Consider the following 16,417-nt stretch of genomic DNA (forward strand, 5'->3'; position numbering starts at 1 on the left):
ATCATGCCCCGCGAGAGGTGGCGGGGCAGAAGAGACGAACAATTAGCTTGGCGGCAACAGCGCGGCAGGATCGAAGGCCTTTGTTGCGGCGTCTCGGATGGCGTGAACTGTCGCTTTTTTCTCGGCCGCCAGCTGACGGAGCGATTCGTGTTCGGGGGTGAATCGCCACTGCGATGAAGGGAGCCAAGCACATTTGCCTTGCACGCTGCCGAACGAGGTTTCCACAGCGTGCGGCCGACGAATCAATTTCGTCCGCCGCGCGTCCCAGCTACGAACGCCAATTGCCGACGAACAGCTGAGTAAAACGCTCTCGACCGTCGCGGCCAAGCTGGGGTCGGCCAGCACGGTGATTTTGACGCCGCTGCGGCCCTTCTTCATCACCGTCGGTGTTTGGTAGACGTCCAATGCGCCGGCATCAAACAACTGGTCGACGCACCACGCCAACTCTTCAGCCGTCGAATCGTCGACGTTTGTCTCGGTGATCACGATCTGATCGGTTTCGAACTGACCGGCAGCTTGTCCAGCGGACGGTTGGCCAGCGGTGTCGCTGTCGCCGATCAGCACGCGCAAGATATTCGCTTGCTTCTCCAGATCCATCGTCCCCGAACCGCAACCGATCGCGGAGATCTTCATCGCGGGAATCGGGCCAAACGCTTTGCAGGTCGTCTTCAGAATCGCCGCTCCGGTCGGCGTCGTCAGCTCCGCCTGAATGTCGCTCGGTGCGATCGGAATCCCGGCCAGCAGCAGCGCGGTCGCGGGAGCGGGAACGCCGACGCGGCCGTGGGCGATCTGGATCGTTCCGCCGCCGGTGGGAACTGGCGACGCCTCGACTCGCTCAATACCTAGTTCGGTCAGGGCGATCGCAACGCCGGTTATATCGGCGATCGAATCGATGGCGCCGACTTCGTGGAAATGGACTTTTTCGAGCGTCGAGCCGTGAACCTGCGCCTCCGCTTCGCCTAAATTACGAAAAATCAGCTTGGCCACATCGCGAGCTTCGGCCGAAATATCCCCTTTATCGAGCATCGCTTCGATGTGATGGAGATGCCGATGAGCATGCTCTGGCGGATGCGTGATCGTGACCTGCGTCGCGCGAAACCCGTATTTCTTAATGTTTTCCGCGGTAATCGAGATCTCGCCGAGCCCCATCGATCGAACACCGGCTTGGATTCGGTCGATACTGGCCCCGGCGTCGATCAGCGCCCCCAGGGTCATATCACCACTGATTCCGCTGGTGCAGTCGAAGTATGCGATACGCAAAGAAAAGCTCCTGGTAAAATGGCGTTGCAGTTAAATCAAGAACGGATAAAATGTGCAGCCCTTGATGAACCGAAGAAACATCAGACTGCCAACGGCACGCAGTGTAAACCGTTGCTAGCATAATATTGTTAAGAAAGTTGGATCCATGAAAGTTGTAAGCTCGATCGGCACGCTGAAGAATCGTCACCCCGACTGCCAAGTCGTCAAGCGTCGTGGCCGAATCTACGTGATTTGCAAAAGCAATCCGAAGTTCAAGGTCCGCCAAGGTGGTGCGAAGTCCAAGAAGGCTCGCCGCTAAGCTTTGTTTTTGGCCGCTTCGGCCATCTTCAACACGACCTCAAATTCCGATTCGGTGACCGGCTGGACACTCAATCGGCTTCCTTTGCGGAGCAGTTCCATCTGCTCCAGTTGGGGTTCGTTGCGCATCTGCGAAAGCGTCACTGGCTGCTCAAACGCTTTGTCTAACTGCACGTCGACCATAAACCAGCGCGGGTTCTCGGGGCTGCTCTTCGGGTCGTAATACTTGCTGCCCGAATCCCACGCGAAGTGATCGGGATAGGCTCCCTTGGCAATCTTGGCAGTTCCCACAACCGCGGGGTCTTTCCCACCCGAGTGGTAGAAGAGAACGCGATCCCCTTTCTTAAAGTCATCGCGCATCATATTGCGAGCCTGGTAATTGCGGACGCCTTCCCAGCAGGTCGTCTTCCGCTTCTCTTTCGCCAGATCTTCGATCGAATAGGTTCCCGGTTCGGTCTTCATCAGCCAGTACTTCATGCGTGTTCCCTACAGAATGTTCGTGAAACGATAAATTGACCAGTATTGTCAACGCGGTGGCGATGATAGTTCAAGGGCGGATCGGGATGATGAGTAAATTAGTGTGGCGGCGAAACGGCGGCAAATGTTTACTCCCCAGTCTGTAGCGCTAGAATAGTGAATAGCAGGCATTCTGGGGGACAGCGATTGGACATGCGGCTTGAGTGGAACTTTTGCGCTTTCTGGATGGAGACGCGATCGTACCGCGTTCCTGCAGAAAGGGAATTTTTGCTCCACCCGCCAGCTGAGAAAAATGCTACGTTCCCGTTTGGTGGCTCGAAGGGATACACTGCACCTCCCAACCGTGAAAGAGGGTGAGAAATGCGACGACAATCGCGACAACAAGAAACAAGCATCACGATGATTGCACTGCTGCTGATCGGCCTGCTGCCGACACTGGCAACCGCCGAGGATTCGGCGAGCCTCGAAACCGCCCCAGCCAAAAAAGCGACAGCTGCGCCGACGTCGGCGCACCCGCTGGACCGCGTGATCGAGATCGCGACCAAGGGGCTGCAGCGAACCGATGAAGAAATCAAAGAGTATTCGTGCCTGCTGATCAAGCGCGAACGGATCGACGGCGAACTGACGGCTCGACAGTACATGCAAGCCAAAGTCCGCCACCGCCATTTTGCCGACGGCAAGTTGGTCACACCGATGAGCGTCTACCTGAAGTTCCTCAAGCCGAGCGAACTGGCCGGCCGCGAAGTGTTGTACGTCGAAGGCGAACGCGACGGCAACGTCTTGGCGCGGCGCGGTGGGCCACGCTTGGCAAACATCACCGTCGAGTTAAACCCCAAGGGTTCCTGGGCGATGCAGGGGAACCTGCACCCGATCACCGAATTTGGTTTCCGCAACCTGATCTTCCGGTTGATCGAGAACATGCGCGACAGTCGCCAAACGAGCGATGTCGATGTCAAGTTCTACGACAATGCGAAACTGGGAGACCGGGAATGCGAACACATTCAAGTCACGCAGACCGATCCCAACTCGACTGCCGATTACCATATCGCGCGGATTTTCATCGACAAGGAAATGCAGGTCCCTGTCTACTTCGCCTCCTACGATTGGCCGGAAACCGAAGGTAGCGAACCGTTGCTGAAGGAAGAGTACATCTTTGCCAACGTCGACCTGAATCCGAACTTCGTCGCGATGGACTTCGATGCCGAAAATCCCGATTACGCTTTCGAACCGATCGCATCGGAAGAGTCGTTGGCGCAGGTCAAACCCTAAGAAGCAGCGCCTCGCAATTCGCAGCAGCCTCCGCGCCACTTCACCCGCCCGACGCCCCTCCCGGAACGACGCTGCGCTCGTTCCACCTTCCCCGGCAAACTGCGTTTGGGGAGCGGTGAAGTACGCCACAAATTCACCCGCCCGGCGGAGCTGAGAGGGTCGAAAAACCAGCGTTTTGCGAGTTTTCAGGGGAGGGCCATCTCCGGGATCAAACGCCTGCGGATTTACCGCCCGATGCCCCTCCCGGAACAACGCTGCGCTCGTTCCATCCTCCCCGGCAAACTGCGTTTGGGGAGCGGTGAAGTGCGTCACAAATTCACCCACCCGGCGGAGCTGGGAGGGTCGGAAAACCAGCGTTTAGCAAGTTTTTCGGGGAGGGCAGTCCCCCAGGATCGAACACCTGCGGATTCACCGCCCGACGCCCCTCCCGGAACGACGCTGCGCTCGTTCCACCCTCCCCGGCAAACTGCGTTTGGGGAGGGTGAAGTACGTCACCAATTCACCCGCCCGGCGGAGCTGGGAGGGTCGGAAAACGTGCGTTTAGCAAGTTTTTCGGGGAGGGCAGTCCCCTTGGATCGAACACCTGCGGATTTACCGCCCGACGCCCCTCCCGGAACGACGCTGCACTCGTTCCACCCTCCCCGGCAAACTGCGTTTTGGGAGGGTGTAGTGCGTCACAAATTCACCCGCCCGGCGGAGCTGGGAGGGTCGGAAAACGAGCGTTTAGCAAGTTTTTCGGGGAGGGCAGTCCCCTTGGATCGAACACCTGCGGATTCAGTGCATACGGCTCAGGGCAGCGGGTTGCGTTGGCCGTCGTCCGCGAAGGCGCCGGTCTCCAGAAACCGCAGCGTCAACTCTTGGACGTCTTTGTCGTCCATCAAAAACGAATGCAACACCGGCACGATCACAAAGTCGTTCGCTCCAGAGAGCTTCGCCTCTTCAACGCTGACGATCAGATCGCTGTCACCATCGACTAAGGGATTGCGAAATCGTCCCATCTCAAACGCGCCGGCAATGATCCCAAACTCGCATGGCGGCGTCGCCAGATGTTGCTGCAGTTCGTCCCAATTGATCCCCAACTGCACGCCGCTGGTTCCGGTGATGATTTCGAACACCGTTGTCGACTGCAACCGCTTGGCGATCTGAGCGCCTTGATTCGGCGGCCCCTGCATCACAAATCGGCCCAGTCGATCCAAGACGCCCGCCGGATCGCCCTCGGTTTGCCAGTCGCCGATTGCATGCCGGGCGACGATGTTCCCCATGCTGTGCCCGACCAGATCGATCTGCGGTTGGCCGGGCAGGCTCTCGATCAACCCTCGCAGCGCGCGAGCGTGCTGGCTGACCGGAGCGCGTGTGCTCGCATAGCCGAAGTGGATGACTGTCGCCGGCGTTTCCTTTTCGATCCGTTTTCCTAAGGAGGCAAACGAGCGATGGGTCCGCATCAGACCGTGCAGACAAATGACGACTCGCTGCGGTGGCTCGGGCCAAGGACCGTCGCTAACGATCTCCGCCAACCGCGCGTCGCAGGCCTCTCGCGAGCCGGAGAAGTGGCGAATGTTCGATGGATTCAGCAGGCGGCACTGATCGGTCAATTTGTTCTGCTGGATTCGCCAACCGTACCACCAACGCAGATCGGTCCAGAACTGGACGCCTCCCAAGGTCGGAAGCTTCAAATTCGCGACAAACCCTGCGGATTCAGGAACCGGTTCGTCGGCGTGGTTGGTGGATTGGTTCATGATCGCGACCAGCAATATCAGCCAGATTGAGAACTTCGTACGCATTTCAGTCTCCTTGATATGGGATTCTCAATGAAGAGCCCATCCAAAGCGAGAGGGTTTGCTGGCCAAGATCTTTCGGTAGAATCCGAACAGCTCGATGATCTTTTCAAAGCCCCACTGTCTCGCCGGAGTCCCCTATGAGCGAAGCCCCGTATCAATCCCAACCAGCCGATTCGTTTGCCCCACCCAAGTCTTCGGGCAGCTGTTGGCTCTACGGTTGCCTCGGATCGATCGCCCTGCTGTCCATCTTAGTGGTCTGCGGCGGCGTGGGGACCTATTGGTTTGTAAACAATCAGATCCAGAAATACACCTCCGAAACCGCCGCCGATCTGCCCGTCGTCGAGATCGGCGAAGAGCGACTGGCCGAGCTCGAATCGCGGGTCGACGGTTTCAAGACCGCGGTGGAAGCCGAATCGACGCCGCCCGAACTGATCCTGACCGCCGACGAGATCAACGCGATGATCGCCAAGCAGGATGACCTCCGCGGCCGCGTGTTTGTGAAAATCGCCGACGGGCAAGTCGAAGGCGATGTCAGCATCCCGGTCGCCGGACGATTCTTTAACGGTTCGGCCACCTTCGATGTCAAACTGGTCGACGGCATGCTGTTCGTCAACTTGAAAGCCGCCACGATCAAAGGCGAACCGGTTCCCGATATGGCGATCGAAGCGATCGGCAAAGAGAACTTGGCGAAAGAGCTGAACACAGATCCCGATATGGCAAAATTTATTAGGAGCTTGGACAGCGTCCGCATCGAAGGTGATAAGATCATCCTGTCGCCAAAGGTCGCCGCCCCGGAAGAAGCCGCCGGCCAGCCCGACGCATCGACCGAACCGGCCGACGATTCGCAGCCAGCCGATGCGGCCAGCGACGAACCGGCGGCCGCTGTGCAAAACGATTGATCTCGATCGATAGCACTCGGCGGTTGGCGAAGTCCAAAAACGATTGCCGCCCCAAAAGTCCATGACGCCGGCAGACCGTCGGTTGGGAGAGTTTTGATTGAATACCACCGCAACCGCCACGCCTTTGTTATCGCCCGAGATGCTGGGGCGGTTGGAGCGGATGGAATTGGTCAGCCGCAAGGTCTTCCGCGGCCGGATGAAAGGGGAACGACGCAGTCGCCGCAAAGGGCAGAGCGTTGAATTCGCCGACTTCCGCAACTACGTCCCCGGTGACGACCTGCGGTTCATCGACTGGAACATGTACGCGCGGCTGGACAAGTTGTTCCTGAAACTGTTCCTGGAAGAGGAAGACCTGCATTTCTATGCGTTGATCGATGCCAGCGCGTCGATGAGCTTTGGCGATCCGACGAAACTACACGTCGCCAAACAGCTGGCCGCCGCGCTCGGTTACGTCGGCATGTGCCGCGCCGACCGCGTCCGTGTCGCCGCACTGGGACCGCCCGGTGCCGCCGCGCCAACGCTGCGTGGCAAAGCCAGCCTGTGGAAGATGCTGAACTACTTGGATACCGTCCAACCGGTTCACAACGTTTCGCTGGCCGACGGCGTCAAAGATTTTGTCCTCCGCAATCCAGGAACCGGGATCGTCGTCCTGCTGACCGATCTTATGGACAAGCAGGGCTACGAAGCCGCCTTGCGGATGTTGCTGGGACGCCGAATGGACGTCTTTGTCGTCCACATTTTGGCTCCCGAAGAGATCGATCCACCGCTGCAGGGCGACCTGAAGCTGATCGATGTCGAAGACGCTGACGAAGCCGAAGTGACGGTCAACGGAGCGCTGCTGCAACGCTACAAACAAACCGTCGACGCGTTCATCGATCAATCGCGAACCTTCTGCAGCCAACGCGACATGACCTATCTGCTGACGCGGACCGACCAGAACATTGAAGAATTGGTCACCAAGTATCTGCGGCAGCGAGGCGTGGTGCGATGAACTTTTTGCCCGCGCTACATCCTTGGCAATGGGGCCTGTTGGGGCTGATCCCGATCGGCATCATCCTGCTCTATTTCCTGAAGCTTCGCCGCCAACCGATCGAAGTCCCCAGCACCTTTCTGTGGACTCGCACGATCGAAGACATGCACGTCAACAGCCTGTTGCAGCGGTTGCGGCGAAACCTGTTGCTGTTTCTGCAACTGCTGTTCATCGCGCTGGCGGCACTGGCGCTGCTGCGTCCGGGCTGGCAAGCGAGCAGCGAGAGCGGCCGTAGGATGGTGTTGTTGTTGGATGCTTCGGCCAGCATGCAGTCGACCGACGTCAAACCGTCGCGTTTCGAACAGGCCAAGGAACTGTTGGGTCAACAGATCGACAACATGGATGGCAGCGATTCGGCGATGCTGATCGCGTTCAGCGATGAACCCGACGTATTGCAAGGCTTTACGTCCGACCGACGCCGGTTGCGCGATGCCTTGGATTTAGCGCAGCCGACCAATCGGACGACCAACATGCTCGATTCACTGAAAGCCGCGGCGGGGTTGGCGAATCCAAACCGCACCAGCCAAGCAGCCGATGTGAACGACATCCAGGTCGCCGACGCGCTCCCCGCGACGCTGTACATCTACAGCGACGGACGGGTCGGTGCGATCAACGATTTCGACCTGGGAAACCTCACGCCCAAGTTCATCCCGATCGGATCGGGGAGCGCCAACAACATGGCGATCACCGCCTTTAGCGCCGAACGGAATCCCGAGGATCCGTCGCAGGTTCAAGCCTTTGCGACGATCGCCAACCTCGGCTCGCAGCCGCAATCGGTCACGGCGACGTTAACCCGCGATGGTGAATTCCTGGATGCCTCGGCGATCGAACTAGCACCTGGAGAAGAAGAGGGACTCTCGTTCGCGCTGCAGATCGATGACGACGCCGGCTTGAAATTGAGCCTCGATCAATCGGACGACTTGGCGATCGATAACGTCGCCTACACCGGACTCTCGCCGCTGCACAGCGTCGCCGTGCTGGTTGTCACGCCGGGAAACGAACCGCTGAAGACGGCGATGCAAACGCCTCGCGCATCGCGATTGGGGAGGCTGGAGTTCGTCGAGCCAAGCTACCTCGAAACGGAGGAATACAAAAAGAGAGCGGCCGACGGCAGCGACGACCTGATCGTCTACGACCGCTGCGCCCCCGAGACGATGCCACTGGCCAGCACTTGGTTTATCGGCAGCCTGCCGCCACAAGATTGGGAAGCGGGCGACCTGTCGTCGGCGGTGTTTGTGGTCGACGTCGATCGGACCCATCCGATCATGCGGTTCTTAGAATTGTTTGCGATCAAAATTGTCGAAGGCAAGACGCTGACCGGGCCGGCGGGAACGCAGACTCTGATGACCAGCGATTCGGGACCGATCTTGGCCTTGGCCTCCCGACGCGGCTACCAAGACCTGGTGCTCGGTTTTGAGATCGCTTCGCAAAGCGAGGATGGAGGCGAAGCTTACAACACCGACTGGCCGATCCAACGCAGCTGGCCGGTCTTCGTTTACAACGTCTTGCGATATTTGGGCGGAGCGATCGACACGACCGGCGCGCCATCGTACCGCCCGGGGCAACCGATCACGCTGCGAACGGAAAACCGATTGACCGAAGTTGAATTGCGTTTGCCGTCGGGCGAGACCGAAACGCTGACCGCCGGTGTCGGTGGTCAGACTGGATTTTCGGATACCGAAGCGGTTGGGCTGTACCAGTTGTTCGCTGGCGATCGCCTGCTGCAGATGTTCACCGTCAATCTGTTTGACGCTCAGGAGAGCAAGATCCCCGCGACCGAAACGATCGAGTTGGGGTACGAAACCGCCGAGACGATCGCTGGCGAGCAGAACCGCCTCAGCGAAGCATGGCGATGGATCTTGCTGGCCGCTCTGCTGTTATTGGTGATCGAATGGATCACGTACAGCCGCCGCGTCTGGGTCCCTGCCCGCAGTTGATCGAAGTCGATGGTCCCCTAATGGAGCCGGGCGCATCGACCGGATTGTCGTGCCCCGTGGGCAACCCAAGATCCTTTTGCAGCCTCCGGTGCCTGGACGGTGTTGGGGTTTTGACTTACCTTGAATCGTGACTTTACGAATCAACAGGACGGTCAAGCGAACCTGCCGTCGCGCCCCCGCAGGAACTCCCGTCGATGCAGTGCATCCAATCCATTGGACTTCTCCCGGCGTCGATCCGCGTGTTGGCGATCGCTGCGGCGCTCTCGATCGGACTGCCTTCGATCGATGCGTCCGAATCGCTGACCCCGCTGGGACGCGAGACGACCGATCGCCAAGGCGACCTGCAACGGCGGCTGCTCGAATCGGGACTGGCGGCGGTTGCCGAGACGATCTGCCGCCAGCATCTAGCCGACGCCAAGCCGGGATCCGATGAATCGGCCACGTGGACGATTCGGTTGAGCAATGCGATGCTGCAACGCGGGATCGAACAGCGACCGATCGATCCGGCCGTCTGGGACCGCTCCTCCAATTTGTTAGAGAGTTGGCTTGTCGGATATGAAACCAGCCGCCGCGCCGACTGGATTCGATTGGCCCGCGCGATGGTCGACTTCCGTCGCAGCCAGACCGCCACGCTCAGCGTGCTCGCTTCGCCCGAGAGCTCGCCATTGCGACTAGCTGCGTTGGCGGCGATCCGCGATTGCGAAGACCGTTTGACTCAGTTAGCCGATGCGCTGCAAGAGACGATCCCGCTGGCCGATTTGAAACGGGACGACCGCTTGGCCCCGGCGGCTGAGTTGCGCGTGGTGCAGGGAACCGTCCAACGCCAATTGGTGCGAACCCTCTTGGCCCGAGCCGATCTCTATCCGCCCGACAGCGACGATGCCTTGGCGGCGGCGGCTGATGCGGCCGCGCAAGCCGAGACGCTGCTTCGCAAAACACCCGCCGACGACCCAAGCTTTGGCGACGTCGTGCGGTTGTTGGCCGAATCGTGGCTGCGCGTTGACGATACGCACAAAGCGGCCCTCGCCTTGCGGCCGCTGTTGCCAGCCAACGAATCGGAAGAGGGCGATCCAACGCCCTCGACAGCTGCCGCTTCGATTTGGGACATCGTCCCCGAAACCGGGGCAATGCTGATCCGGATCGCGATCGCTGAGGGAAAGCGTGGCGAGGCTCAACAGTGGTTGGACGCTTATTTCCAGCCCGACGATTACACCAAGACCGTCCGCGCCGCTCCGCCGACGCTCGACCTGGCTCGGTTGGAATTCTTGCTCTCGGGGAAAAATCCCGATGTCCAATCGGCAGCCGACTGGGCCGAAGCGATCGAAGCGCGGCACGGTGCCTTTTATGGACGGATGGCGAGTTTGCGGCTGATCGATCTCGGCGATTCCGGCGAGGCAGCCGATCCGCGCGTGATGGCGACTGCGGCGGCGGCGATGTTGCGTCGCGGTGAGTTTGCCGCAGCGGCGGGTCAGTATGCCGAAGCCGCCAACCGCGAAGCGAAAGGCGGCGAGGCGGAATCTGCGTTCCAACATCGGCTGCAATCCGGAGCCGCCTATCGCAAAGCGGGCGACTTGGACGCGGCGAGCCAACAGCTGGCCCAAGCCGGCGAAGGACTGACCTCACATCGCTTGGCTCAGGCGGCTCATTTGCAAGCTGCGTTTTTGTTGGTCGAAGCGGGGTGGGAGGGAGACTCGCCACGACAGCGGCGGTATCAGAAGCTGCTAGAAACCCAATTGCGACTGTGGCCCGAGGGAGCTCAAACGCCGCAAGCCCGGCAGATGCTGAGCCAGCTGTTTGAGAACCGCCAGGCCTGGGCCGATGCCGCGAGGCTGTGGACTCTGGCGGCAGGCGATTCGACGCGAGCAGCCAGCCTGTGGCGGAAGGCGTTACGAACAGAGAAGGAACCGGATCAACAAGCAGACTTGCTGAAGGAAGCCATTGCTCAATTACCAGCCGATGGCGAGCAAGCGTTATTGGTCGCGCTGTGGGGAGACCGAACGGTCGTGTTGAAGTTCGGTTGGGACGCGCTCAACCAACAGCTCGGCCAAGCGGAGTTTCCCGCGGCCGATAAGGCTCGGTTTGCCGTAGCGCTCGCTCAACTGCGACTCGGTAAAACGAGCACCCTCGACCTGGACTTCTTGTCAGCGAATCCCGATAAGCCGTGGCCGCTGGATCTAATCGATTGCTTGGGTCGCGACGCACAGCAGCATTCGGTCGATCGAAAACGCTTGGGAGACGTGATTCTGGCGGTCGCCAATCGCATCGCGAGTGAAACGCGATCCTTGCCCGATCAGCTAGCGATTCTCAAGGCGCTGGTCGCCAGCGAGCAATCGAACCGGGCGATGGAAGTGATCGGGCAGTTCCCCGAACCACGATCGGGAAGCCTCGCTCGAGAGCTGGCTCAGATGTTGCTGCACAGCGACGGGCCGGATGATCGTCGGCAGGGGATTGAGCGGATGTTGCAGTACGGCCGCGGGATGAAGAAGGGGAGCGACGATTGGTTCGCCGTTCAGCTGGAAATTTGCCAGGCCTATCTCACGGTCAACGACTCGCAAGCCGCGGCGAAGCTGGCAAACTATCTGCTGTTAACGTCGCCGCCGAGCGATCCGCAGCAGCTGGCGCGGCTGCGGGAATTTGCCCAAGCGGATTAGCGTGAGAAGCCCATGAAGAAGCTGAAGACCTGGCGATCGTCGGTGTCGGCGTGGGCGACGGGGAAGGCAAAGTCGAAGGCCAGCGGAGCAGGTCCCAAGGCGGGCATGCTGACGCGGAAACCAAAACCGGGAGCGACGCGGAAGTTCTCGCGTTTGATCTCGATCTCACGTTCGACCGTACCGTAATCGACAAACACGACGCCCTTGGTGGCATCATCGGCGGTCAACGGGAACTGGTATTCGACCGATCCCAACACGCTCAAACGACCACCGACCTGAACGTTGTCTGAACCGCTGGTGATAACGGGGCTAGCACCGCGGAAATCGAAACCACGCATGGTGCTGTAACCACCGGCGAAGAAATTCTCGAAGATCGGCGTGTCCGCGCCGCTAAAGCCAACGCTATTGGTGACCGCAATCGTATGACGCCCCGAGTGATCGGCACGCTCGCGAAGCAGGTAGTAGTTCCTCAGATCGGCTTGGATCCGCGAGTAGTCGTACGATCCAAAGGTTTGTTCAAACGTCACTTCAAACAGATGCCCTTCGGTCGGCGCGAATGGGATATCGCGGGTATCATGCGACAAGCGGACGCTGCCCGAATAGAGTTCGTGGTTGCCAACGTATTGATCGACGTAAGGAATTCCGGGGACGCGAACATCGCCAAAGTCGACGTTTTCGGCGCGGATCGCTGTCGAGAGCGACAGTTCATTGGTAACGCGATAGCCCAGTTGGACACGGCCACCTAAACGCGATTCATCCCAGTCGCGGTACTGACGGTCGAACAAGAAGCCTTGCACCGAAAGACTCAACGGCAGGTATCCAAACAGATACGGTTGGCCAAACGACATCATGTAACGCTGGAAATCGCTACCGGGAACAGCTTCCAAACGGAAGGTTTGCCCGGCACCGCGGAAGGCGTATCCGGAGAACAAGTCTTGGAAGCTGCGCGGAAATCGCAAGATGTCAAAGTTGCGTTCGTCCAACACGATCTGACCGGTCACACCGGCGTCGCTGTTGACGGCACCACCGACCATAAACCGACCGGTTCGGGCGGGCGTCACGAAGACGTCGACGGGGACGGTTCGCACGCGAGGCATCACCAACGGCGGCGGCTCGTTCGACAGCGGGTCGACAAAGTTCGGATTGATCGGTTCGATCGGCGCGCCGATCATGCCGGGCTGCGGTGCAACGGGAGGCTGACCAAACGTCTGCTGGTTCGGGACAACAGGCTGGTTGTTGTAGTTTTGGTAGTCGGCCGGCGGAGCTGGCAGACCATAGTTGGGTGCTGGTTGCACTTGAGCTTGGTAACCGCCAACACCGTTCTGTGCAACGCGAGGATCGGTTGCGGTGGTTCCATAGGCACCGCCAGCGGTGGCCGCTTGGGGTTGCACCAACGGGGGCTGGACATTTTGGCCGCTGACCGGGACGGGGCCACGCGTGAAGCCTCCGCCACCAGGGGATGGTGTGGGAGCCGACGTTGCAACGCCAGGAGGTACCGAGAAACCGGAGTCTTGGCCACGGATCGTTAGCGGTTCTTCCGCGGCGATGGCGGGTGTCGAACTGTCGGCCGCAGGCGCGGCGTCGGTCGGTGGCGTGATCCCTAACTTGCTGAAATCGACAGCGTCGGGAGGAGAATCGCTGGTGGCAACGTTCTGCTGGCGCAGATGGGCGCAACCGCTAAACGCCAAACATGCCAACAGGCACAGCCCAGCTGCGATGTTCGATGGAGCAGAAAGAGAACGATTCATATATATGCCCGGTTTCAGTCCCGAAAGCGTTTCACTGCGCGTGGCTGGAAATAGCACGATGAGGTCTCTGTAGGAAAGACCGTGAAATCGTGCGACACCAGTTCGCGGAATGTCGTTAAAAAACGTCTTAGTATTCATCCGCAGCCGCTTCCAGATCGACCAGCTTGGGTTGTTCGACAACAATTCGCGGAACTGCGCCTTCGGCCGGATTGGTAATAAAAATCTGCGTCGACTTCAGCAGGCGTTCGCTGCGGTCCAACTTCTTGCGATCGAGCATCTCGCCGGGAGCGAACTCCAAACGGTTTTCGACCACATGTTCGGCCACCAGATGGTCGTCGCCGTCGACATGGATACGAATCTCACCACACTTGTACTGGTCACCCTCAGCAATCCGATAGACCAAATCGAGCTGCCCCGGTTCGTCCAACACGGTCGGCCGCGGTTGCACATCGGCAAAGATAAAACCAACCGATCCCAAACCGTAGCGGATCTCGGTCACATCGGCCTGCAGTTTGCCGCGATCGAAGGCGTCGCCCGGCTTCAATCGCAAACGCTCTTTCAGACTGGCCGTATCGACAAATTGATTTCCGATCAATTCGACATTGCGAACGTAATAGCGAGGGCCTTCTTTGACCACAAACCGCAAGTTCAGATACTTGCCCGTCTCGTCGTATCGCATCATCTTGCCGACCTCCGCTTCGAAGAAGCCCAGGTCGCGGTAGTAGCTGGTTAGTTTTTCGAGATCTTGCTGCAGGATGTCCATCTTGGCGCGGTTGCCAAAATTGAAGATTCCCAAAAACGCTTCGCGGCTTTTGATGATCTTTTCCAACCGGGCCGAACTGACAAACGTATTGCCGACGATCTCGATCGAACCAATCCGTTCCAAAGGCCCTTCGTTGATCCGATAGATCACCGCGTTGGGATATCCGGTCTTGCCGATCACCGTTTCGATCGTGGCCTGGTTAAACCCTTCCTCGTGATAATAATCGACAAGCCGTGAGCGAGCCGATTCGATCGAGAACTGGTTCAACGGATCACCGGGTGCGATCCCCGCACGGCCTTTGAGTTCGCGGTCGTTGATACCGCGGTTGCCAGCGAATTCGATCGCTTGAACGATCGGTCGTTCCTGCACGACAAACGTTACATGAACGCCTTCGGGCTTTTCGACAATCTCCGGCTGAATGTGCTCGAAGGCACCAAACTTGTGCAACCGGCGAACATCTTCCATGACCAAATTGAAGTCGTAGACGCGACCTTCGCGCGTCTGCACCTTGGCCATAATGCGATTCAAACCGACGCTACGGTTTCCTTTCACCGCAACGCTCGCCACCAATTGATCGCCGGTCTCGCGCTGAACGCGCATCGATCCCTGCTGAAACATATGGTCGCGGAACTTTGGTTTTTCGACGCCTGGAGGTGCGGGCGCATTGCCCCCACCGCCTCCCATGCCGCCACCAAATTGCCCGTGAGCAACCGATAACGACGCGAAGACGCAGATTAGACATAGGCTTCGGCGAAGCATGTTCACTCTCTGACGCATGGATTCCTTTCCTCTGCGTAATTCAATCACGGATCCCAAAATCAAGCCGAGGCCTTCAACGCCCCGCCAGCGGCGAAAACCGCGCGGTTTTACGATCCGGCTCGCCTCGAAATTCAGACTCATTGTGGTTAACTAACCAATTCGGGCTTGTCGTCACAAGCCGAGTTCTGCAGGCAGTTGCCCGTAGAATCGTTAATATCGATAGAATCCGACCGCCAGCAAAACAATGAATTCCTAAATAGAGTCGCTTTGAGCATTATTTCTTGCTTAATTGAGCTGTTCGTTGTCGCCGGTTTCCGATAACCAGGAATGAGGGAGTTCTCGGCTGGGAGCATTGCAGCGAGGACGTGACACGACTTTTAGCAGGCGGTTTTCGAGAGTAACACAATCATTCGACTATAAATTTCCAACTATCACGTCCTCGTCGGGTGCCAGCAAACCCGGTCGCAGGAACACCCAGTCTTTCACAGACACCAAACCAAGGAGGGGAGGTCATGAGGTGGTCCATCGCGAAGGCCGTTACAATCGGCTTAGTATTGCTATCAAACATCGCTGTCGCTCAGCCGCTAGCTGAGGAGAGTCTGATTCTCTCGACCCAGTGCGGTCGATTCCATCTGGTCCTCGGCCGGATCAAGTTGGATTGCTTTCATTACAAGAAAGTCCGACTGCACCAAGTGCCAGCCGAACCAAGCGAAGATGAAGAGTTTCTCTTTGTGACCGCCAACCACGGCACTCCCTCGCTGCACTACGTCCGCCATCTCGGACGATCCAAGGTGACGATCGATACGACGCAGAGCGATTGCGTGCGGATCGAATCGACGCGGCAGCTTCCCGCCGATCAGATCGAAACGCTACTGATTCAACAACAGGCAAGCGGCCCGATCGAGATCACCCATGCGGTCGGTGAACAGAGCCAACAGATTCAAACAGCTAGCTTCTGGCATCTGATCGTCGAAGAACCCCAGTTGTTTGAAACGCATGTCGTCCCACTGTTGTCGCTGATGCTCGATCGCTATCAGCTGGATGAATTTGCCGATGCGATCGACAAGCGGTTGCGAGCCCAGGCGACGCGGTCGCCAGCGATCACCAAGGCAACGGTTGAACAAGCGGTCGGGCAACTGGCAGCTCCCGACCGCCGCCAGCGGCTTGCGGCGCAGCGGCAACTGGCATCCGCAGGCGTGGGAATCTTGCCGCTGCTGGCTCAAATCGACAACAAGCGGTTGGACACCGAACAACTTCAATTGATCGGCAAGCTGAAGCAGCATCTGGCGGTCGATCGCCACGACACGCCCGACCGCGTCGCTGCCTGGTTAGCGACCGACCGCGGCTATTGGGTTCGGATCTCCCAACACTGGACACCGCAGCAGCGCGGTGATGCCCATCGCTATCTGGTCGCAACGTGCGGCCGAGGTCTCGATGTCGATCCCAGCGCGGTCGCGGTGCGAGCGCCGATCACAGGCCACTGAGCGACAGAGCGCCTGCGGTAACGAGAACCGAAGAGAGGAGACCGTTACAAAAAAAGAGGCATGCG

General features: G+C 58.9%; 12 protein-coding genes. 7 read left to right on the forward strand and 5 right to left on the reverse strand.

The genetic code is table 11. The features are described 5' to 3' along the window. Positions 1-42 precede the first annotated feature (42 nt). Positions 43-1,260 carry a nickel pincer cofactor biosynthesis protein LarC gene (larC, locus tag EC9_RS23460; RefSeq protein WP_145348464.1) on the reverse strand — a complete coding sequence of 406 codons (1,218 nt, stop codon included), beginning with the start codon at positions 1,258-1,260 and terminating at the stop codon, positions 43-45. A 145-nt stretch (positions 1,261-1,405) separates the two neighbouring features. Between larC and ykgO the strand changes: the two genes are divergently transcribed. Further along, complete coding sequence (gene ykgO, locus EC9_RS23465; RefSeq protein WP_145123302.1) at positions 1,406-1,558, forward strand: type B 50S ribosomal protein L36; 153 nt, start codon at positions 1,406-1,408, stop codon at positions 1,556-1,558. On the opposite strand, the gene EC9_RS23470 is transcribed toward ykgO, so the two are convergent. Continuing rightward, positions 1,555-2,034 (reverse strand): EVE domain-containing protein, encoded by a 480-nt coding sequence (locus EC9_RS23470; RefSeq protein WP_145123303.1) that lies wholly within the window; start codon positions 2,032-2,034, stop codon positions 1,555-1,557. The two genes, ykgO and EC9_RS23470, sit on opposite strands and share 4 nt — an antisense overlap. Before the next feature lie 399 nt (positions 2,035-2,433). Here EC9_RS23470 and EC9_RS23475 point away from each other — a divergent pair, with 399 nt between their 5' ends. Continuing rightward, complete coding sequence (locus tag EC9_RS23475; RefSeq protein ID WP_218934380.1) at positions 2,434-3,303, forward strand: DUF1571 domain-containing protein; 870 nt, start codon at positions 2,434-2,436, stop codon at positions 3,301-3,303. A gap of 788 nt (positions 3,304-4,091) precedes the next feature. Here the strand turns inward: EC9_RS23475 and EC9_RS23480 are convergent. Beyond that, positions 4,092-5,084: an esterase/lipase family protein gene (locus tag EC9_RS23480; RefSeq protein WP_145123305.1), complete on the reverse strand. Its 993-nt coding sequence runs from the start codon at positions 5,082-5,084 to the stop codon at positions 4,092-4,094. A gap of 134 nt (positions 5,085-5,218) precedes the next feature. Here EC9_RS23480 and EC9_RS23485 point away from each other — a divergent pair, with 134 nt between their 5' ends. The 4 genes from EC9_RS23485 to EC9_RS23500 all read left to right on the forward strand — a co-directional run bounded on the left by EC9_RS23485 (position 5,219) and on the right by EC9_RS23500 (position 11,598). Then, a complete protein-coding gene (locus EC9_RS23485; protein WP_145348466.1) occupies positions 5,219-5,980 on the forward strand; it encodes a hypothetical protein in 762 nt (253 codons plus the stop codon). 139 nt (positions 5,981-6,119) lie between these two features. Then, positions 6,120-6,971 (forward strand): DUF58 domain-containing protein, encoded by an 852-nt coding sequence (locus tag EC9_RS23490; protein ID WP_246106161.1) that lies wholly within the window; start codon positions 6,120-6,122, stop codon positions 6,969-6,971. Further along, a complete protein-coding gene (locus tag EC9_RS23495; RefSeq protein ID WP_145348467.1) occupies positions 6,968-8,947 on the forward strand; it encodes a vWA domain-containing protein in 1,980 nt (659 codons plus the stop codon). The genes EC9_RS23490 and EC9_RS23495 overlap by 4 nt, the downstream gene beginning before the upstream one ends. A gap of 194 nt (positions 8,948-9,141) precedes the next feature. Continuing rightward, on the forward strand, positions 9,142-11,598 hold the full coding sequence (locus EC9_RS23500; protein ID WP_145348468.1) for a hypothetical protein: 2,457 nt from the start codon (positions 9,142-9,144) through the stop codon (positions 11,596-11,598). Here the strand turns inward: EC9_RS23500 and EC9_RS23505 are convergent. Continuing rightward, positions 11,595-13,403: a BamA/OMP85 family outer membrane protein gene (locus tag EC9_RS23505; protein ID WP_246105843.1), complete on the reverse strand. Its 1,809-nt coding sequence runs from the start codon at positions 13,401-13,403 to the stop codon at positions 11,595-11,597. The two genes, EC9_RS23500 and EC9_RS23505, sit on opposite strands and share 4 nt — an antisense overlap. A gap of 70 nt (positions 13,404-13,473) precedes the next feature. Beyond that, positions 13,474-14,886 carry a BamA/OMP85 family outer membrane protein gene (locus tag EC9_RS23510; protein WP_218934381.1) on the reverse strand — a complete coding sequence of 471 codons (1,413 nt, stop codon included), beginning with the start codon at positions 14,884-14,886 and terminating at the stop codon, positions 13,474-13,476. A gap of 494 nt (positions 14,887-15,380) precedes the next feature. Here EC9_RS23510 and EC9_RS23515 point away from each other — a divergent pair, with 494 nt between their 5' ends. After that, positions 15,381-16,352 carry a hypothetical protein gene (locus EC9_RS23515; protein WP_145348470.1) on the forward strand — a complete coding sequence of 324 codons (972 nt, stop codon included), beginning with the start codon at positions 15,381-15,383 and terminating at the stop codon, positions 16,350-16,352. The last annotated feature ends 65 nt before the right edge of the window (positions 16,353-16,417 follow it).

The organism is Rosistilla ulvae (genome assembly GCF_007741475.1).
GTDB classification, from domain to species: Bacteria; Planctomycetota; Planctomycetia; order Pirellulales; family Pirellulaceae; genus Rosistilla; species Rosistilla ulvae.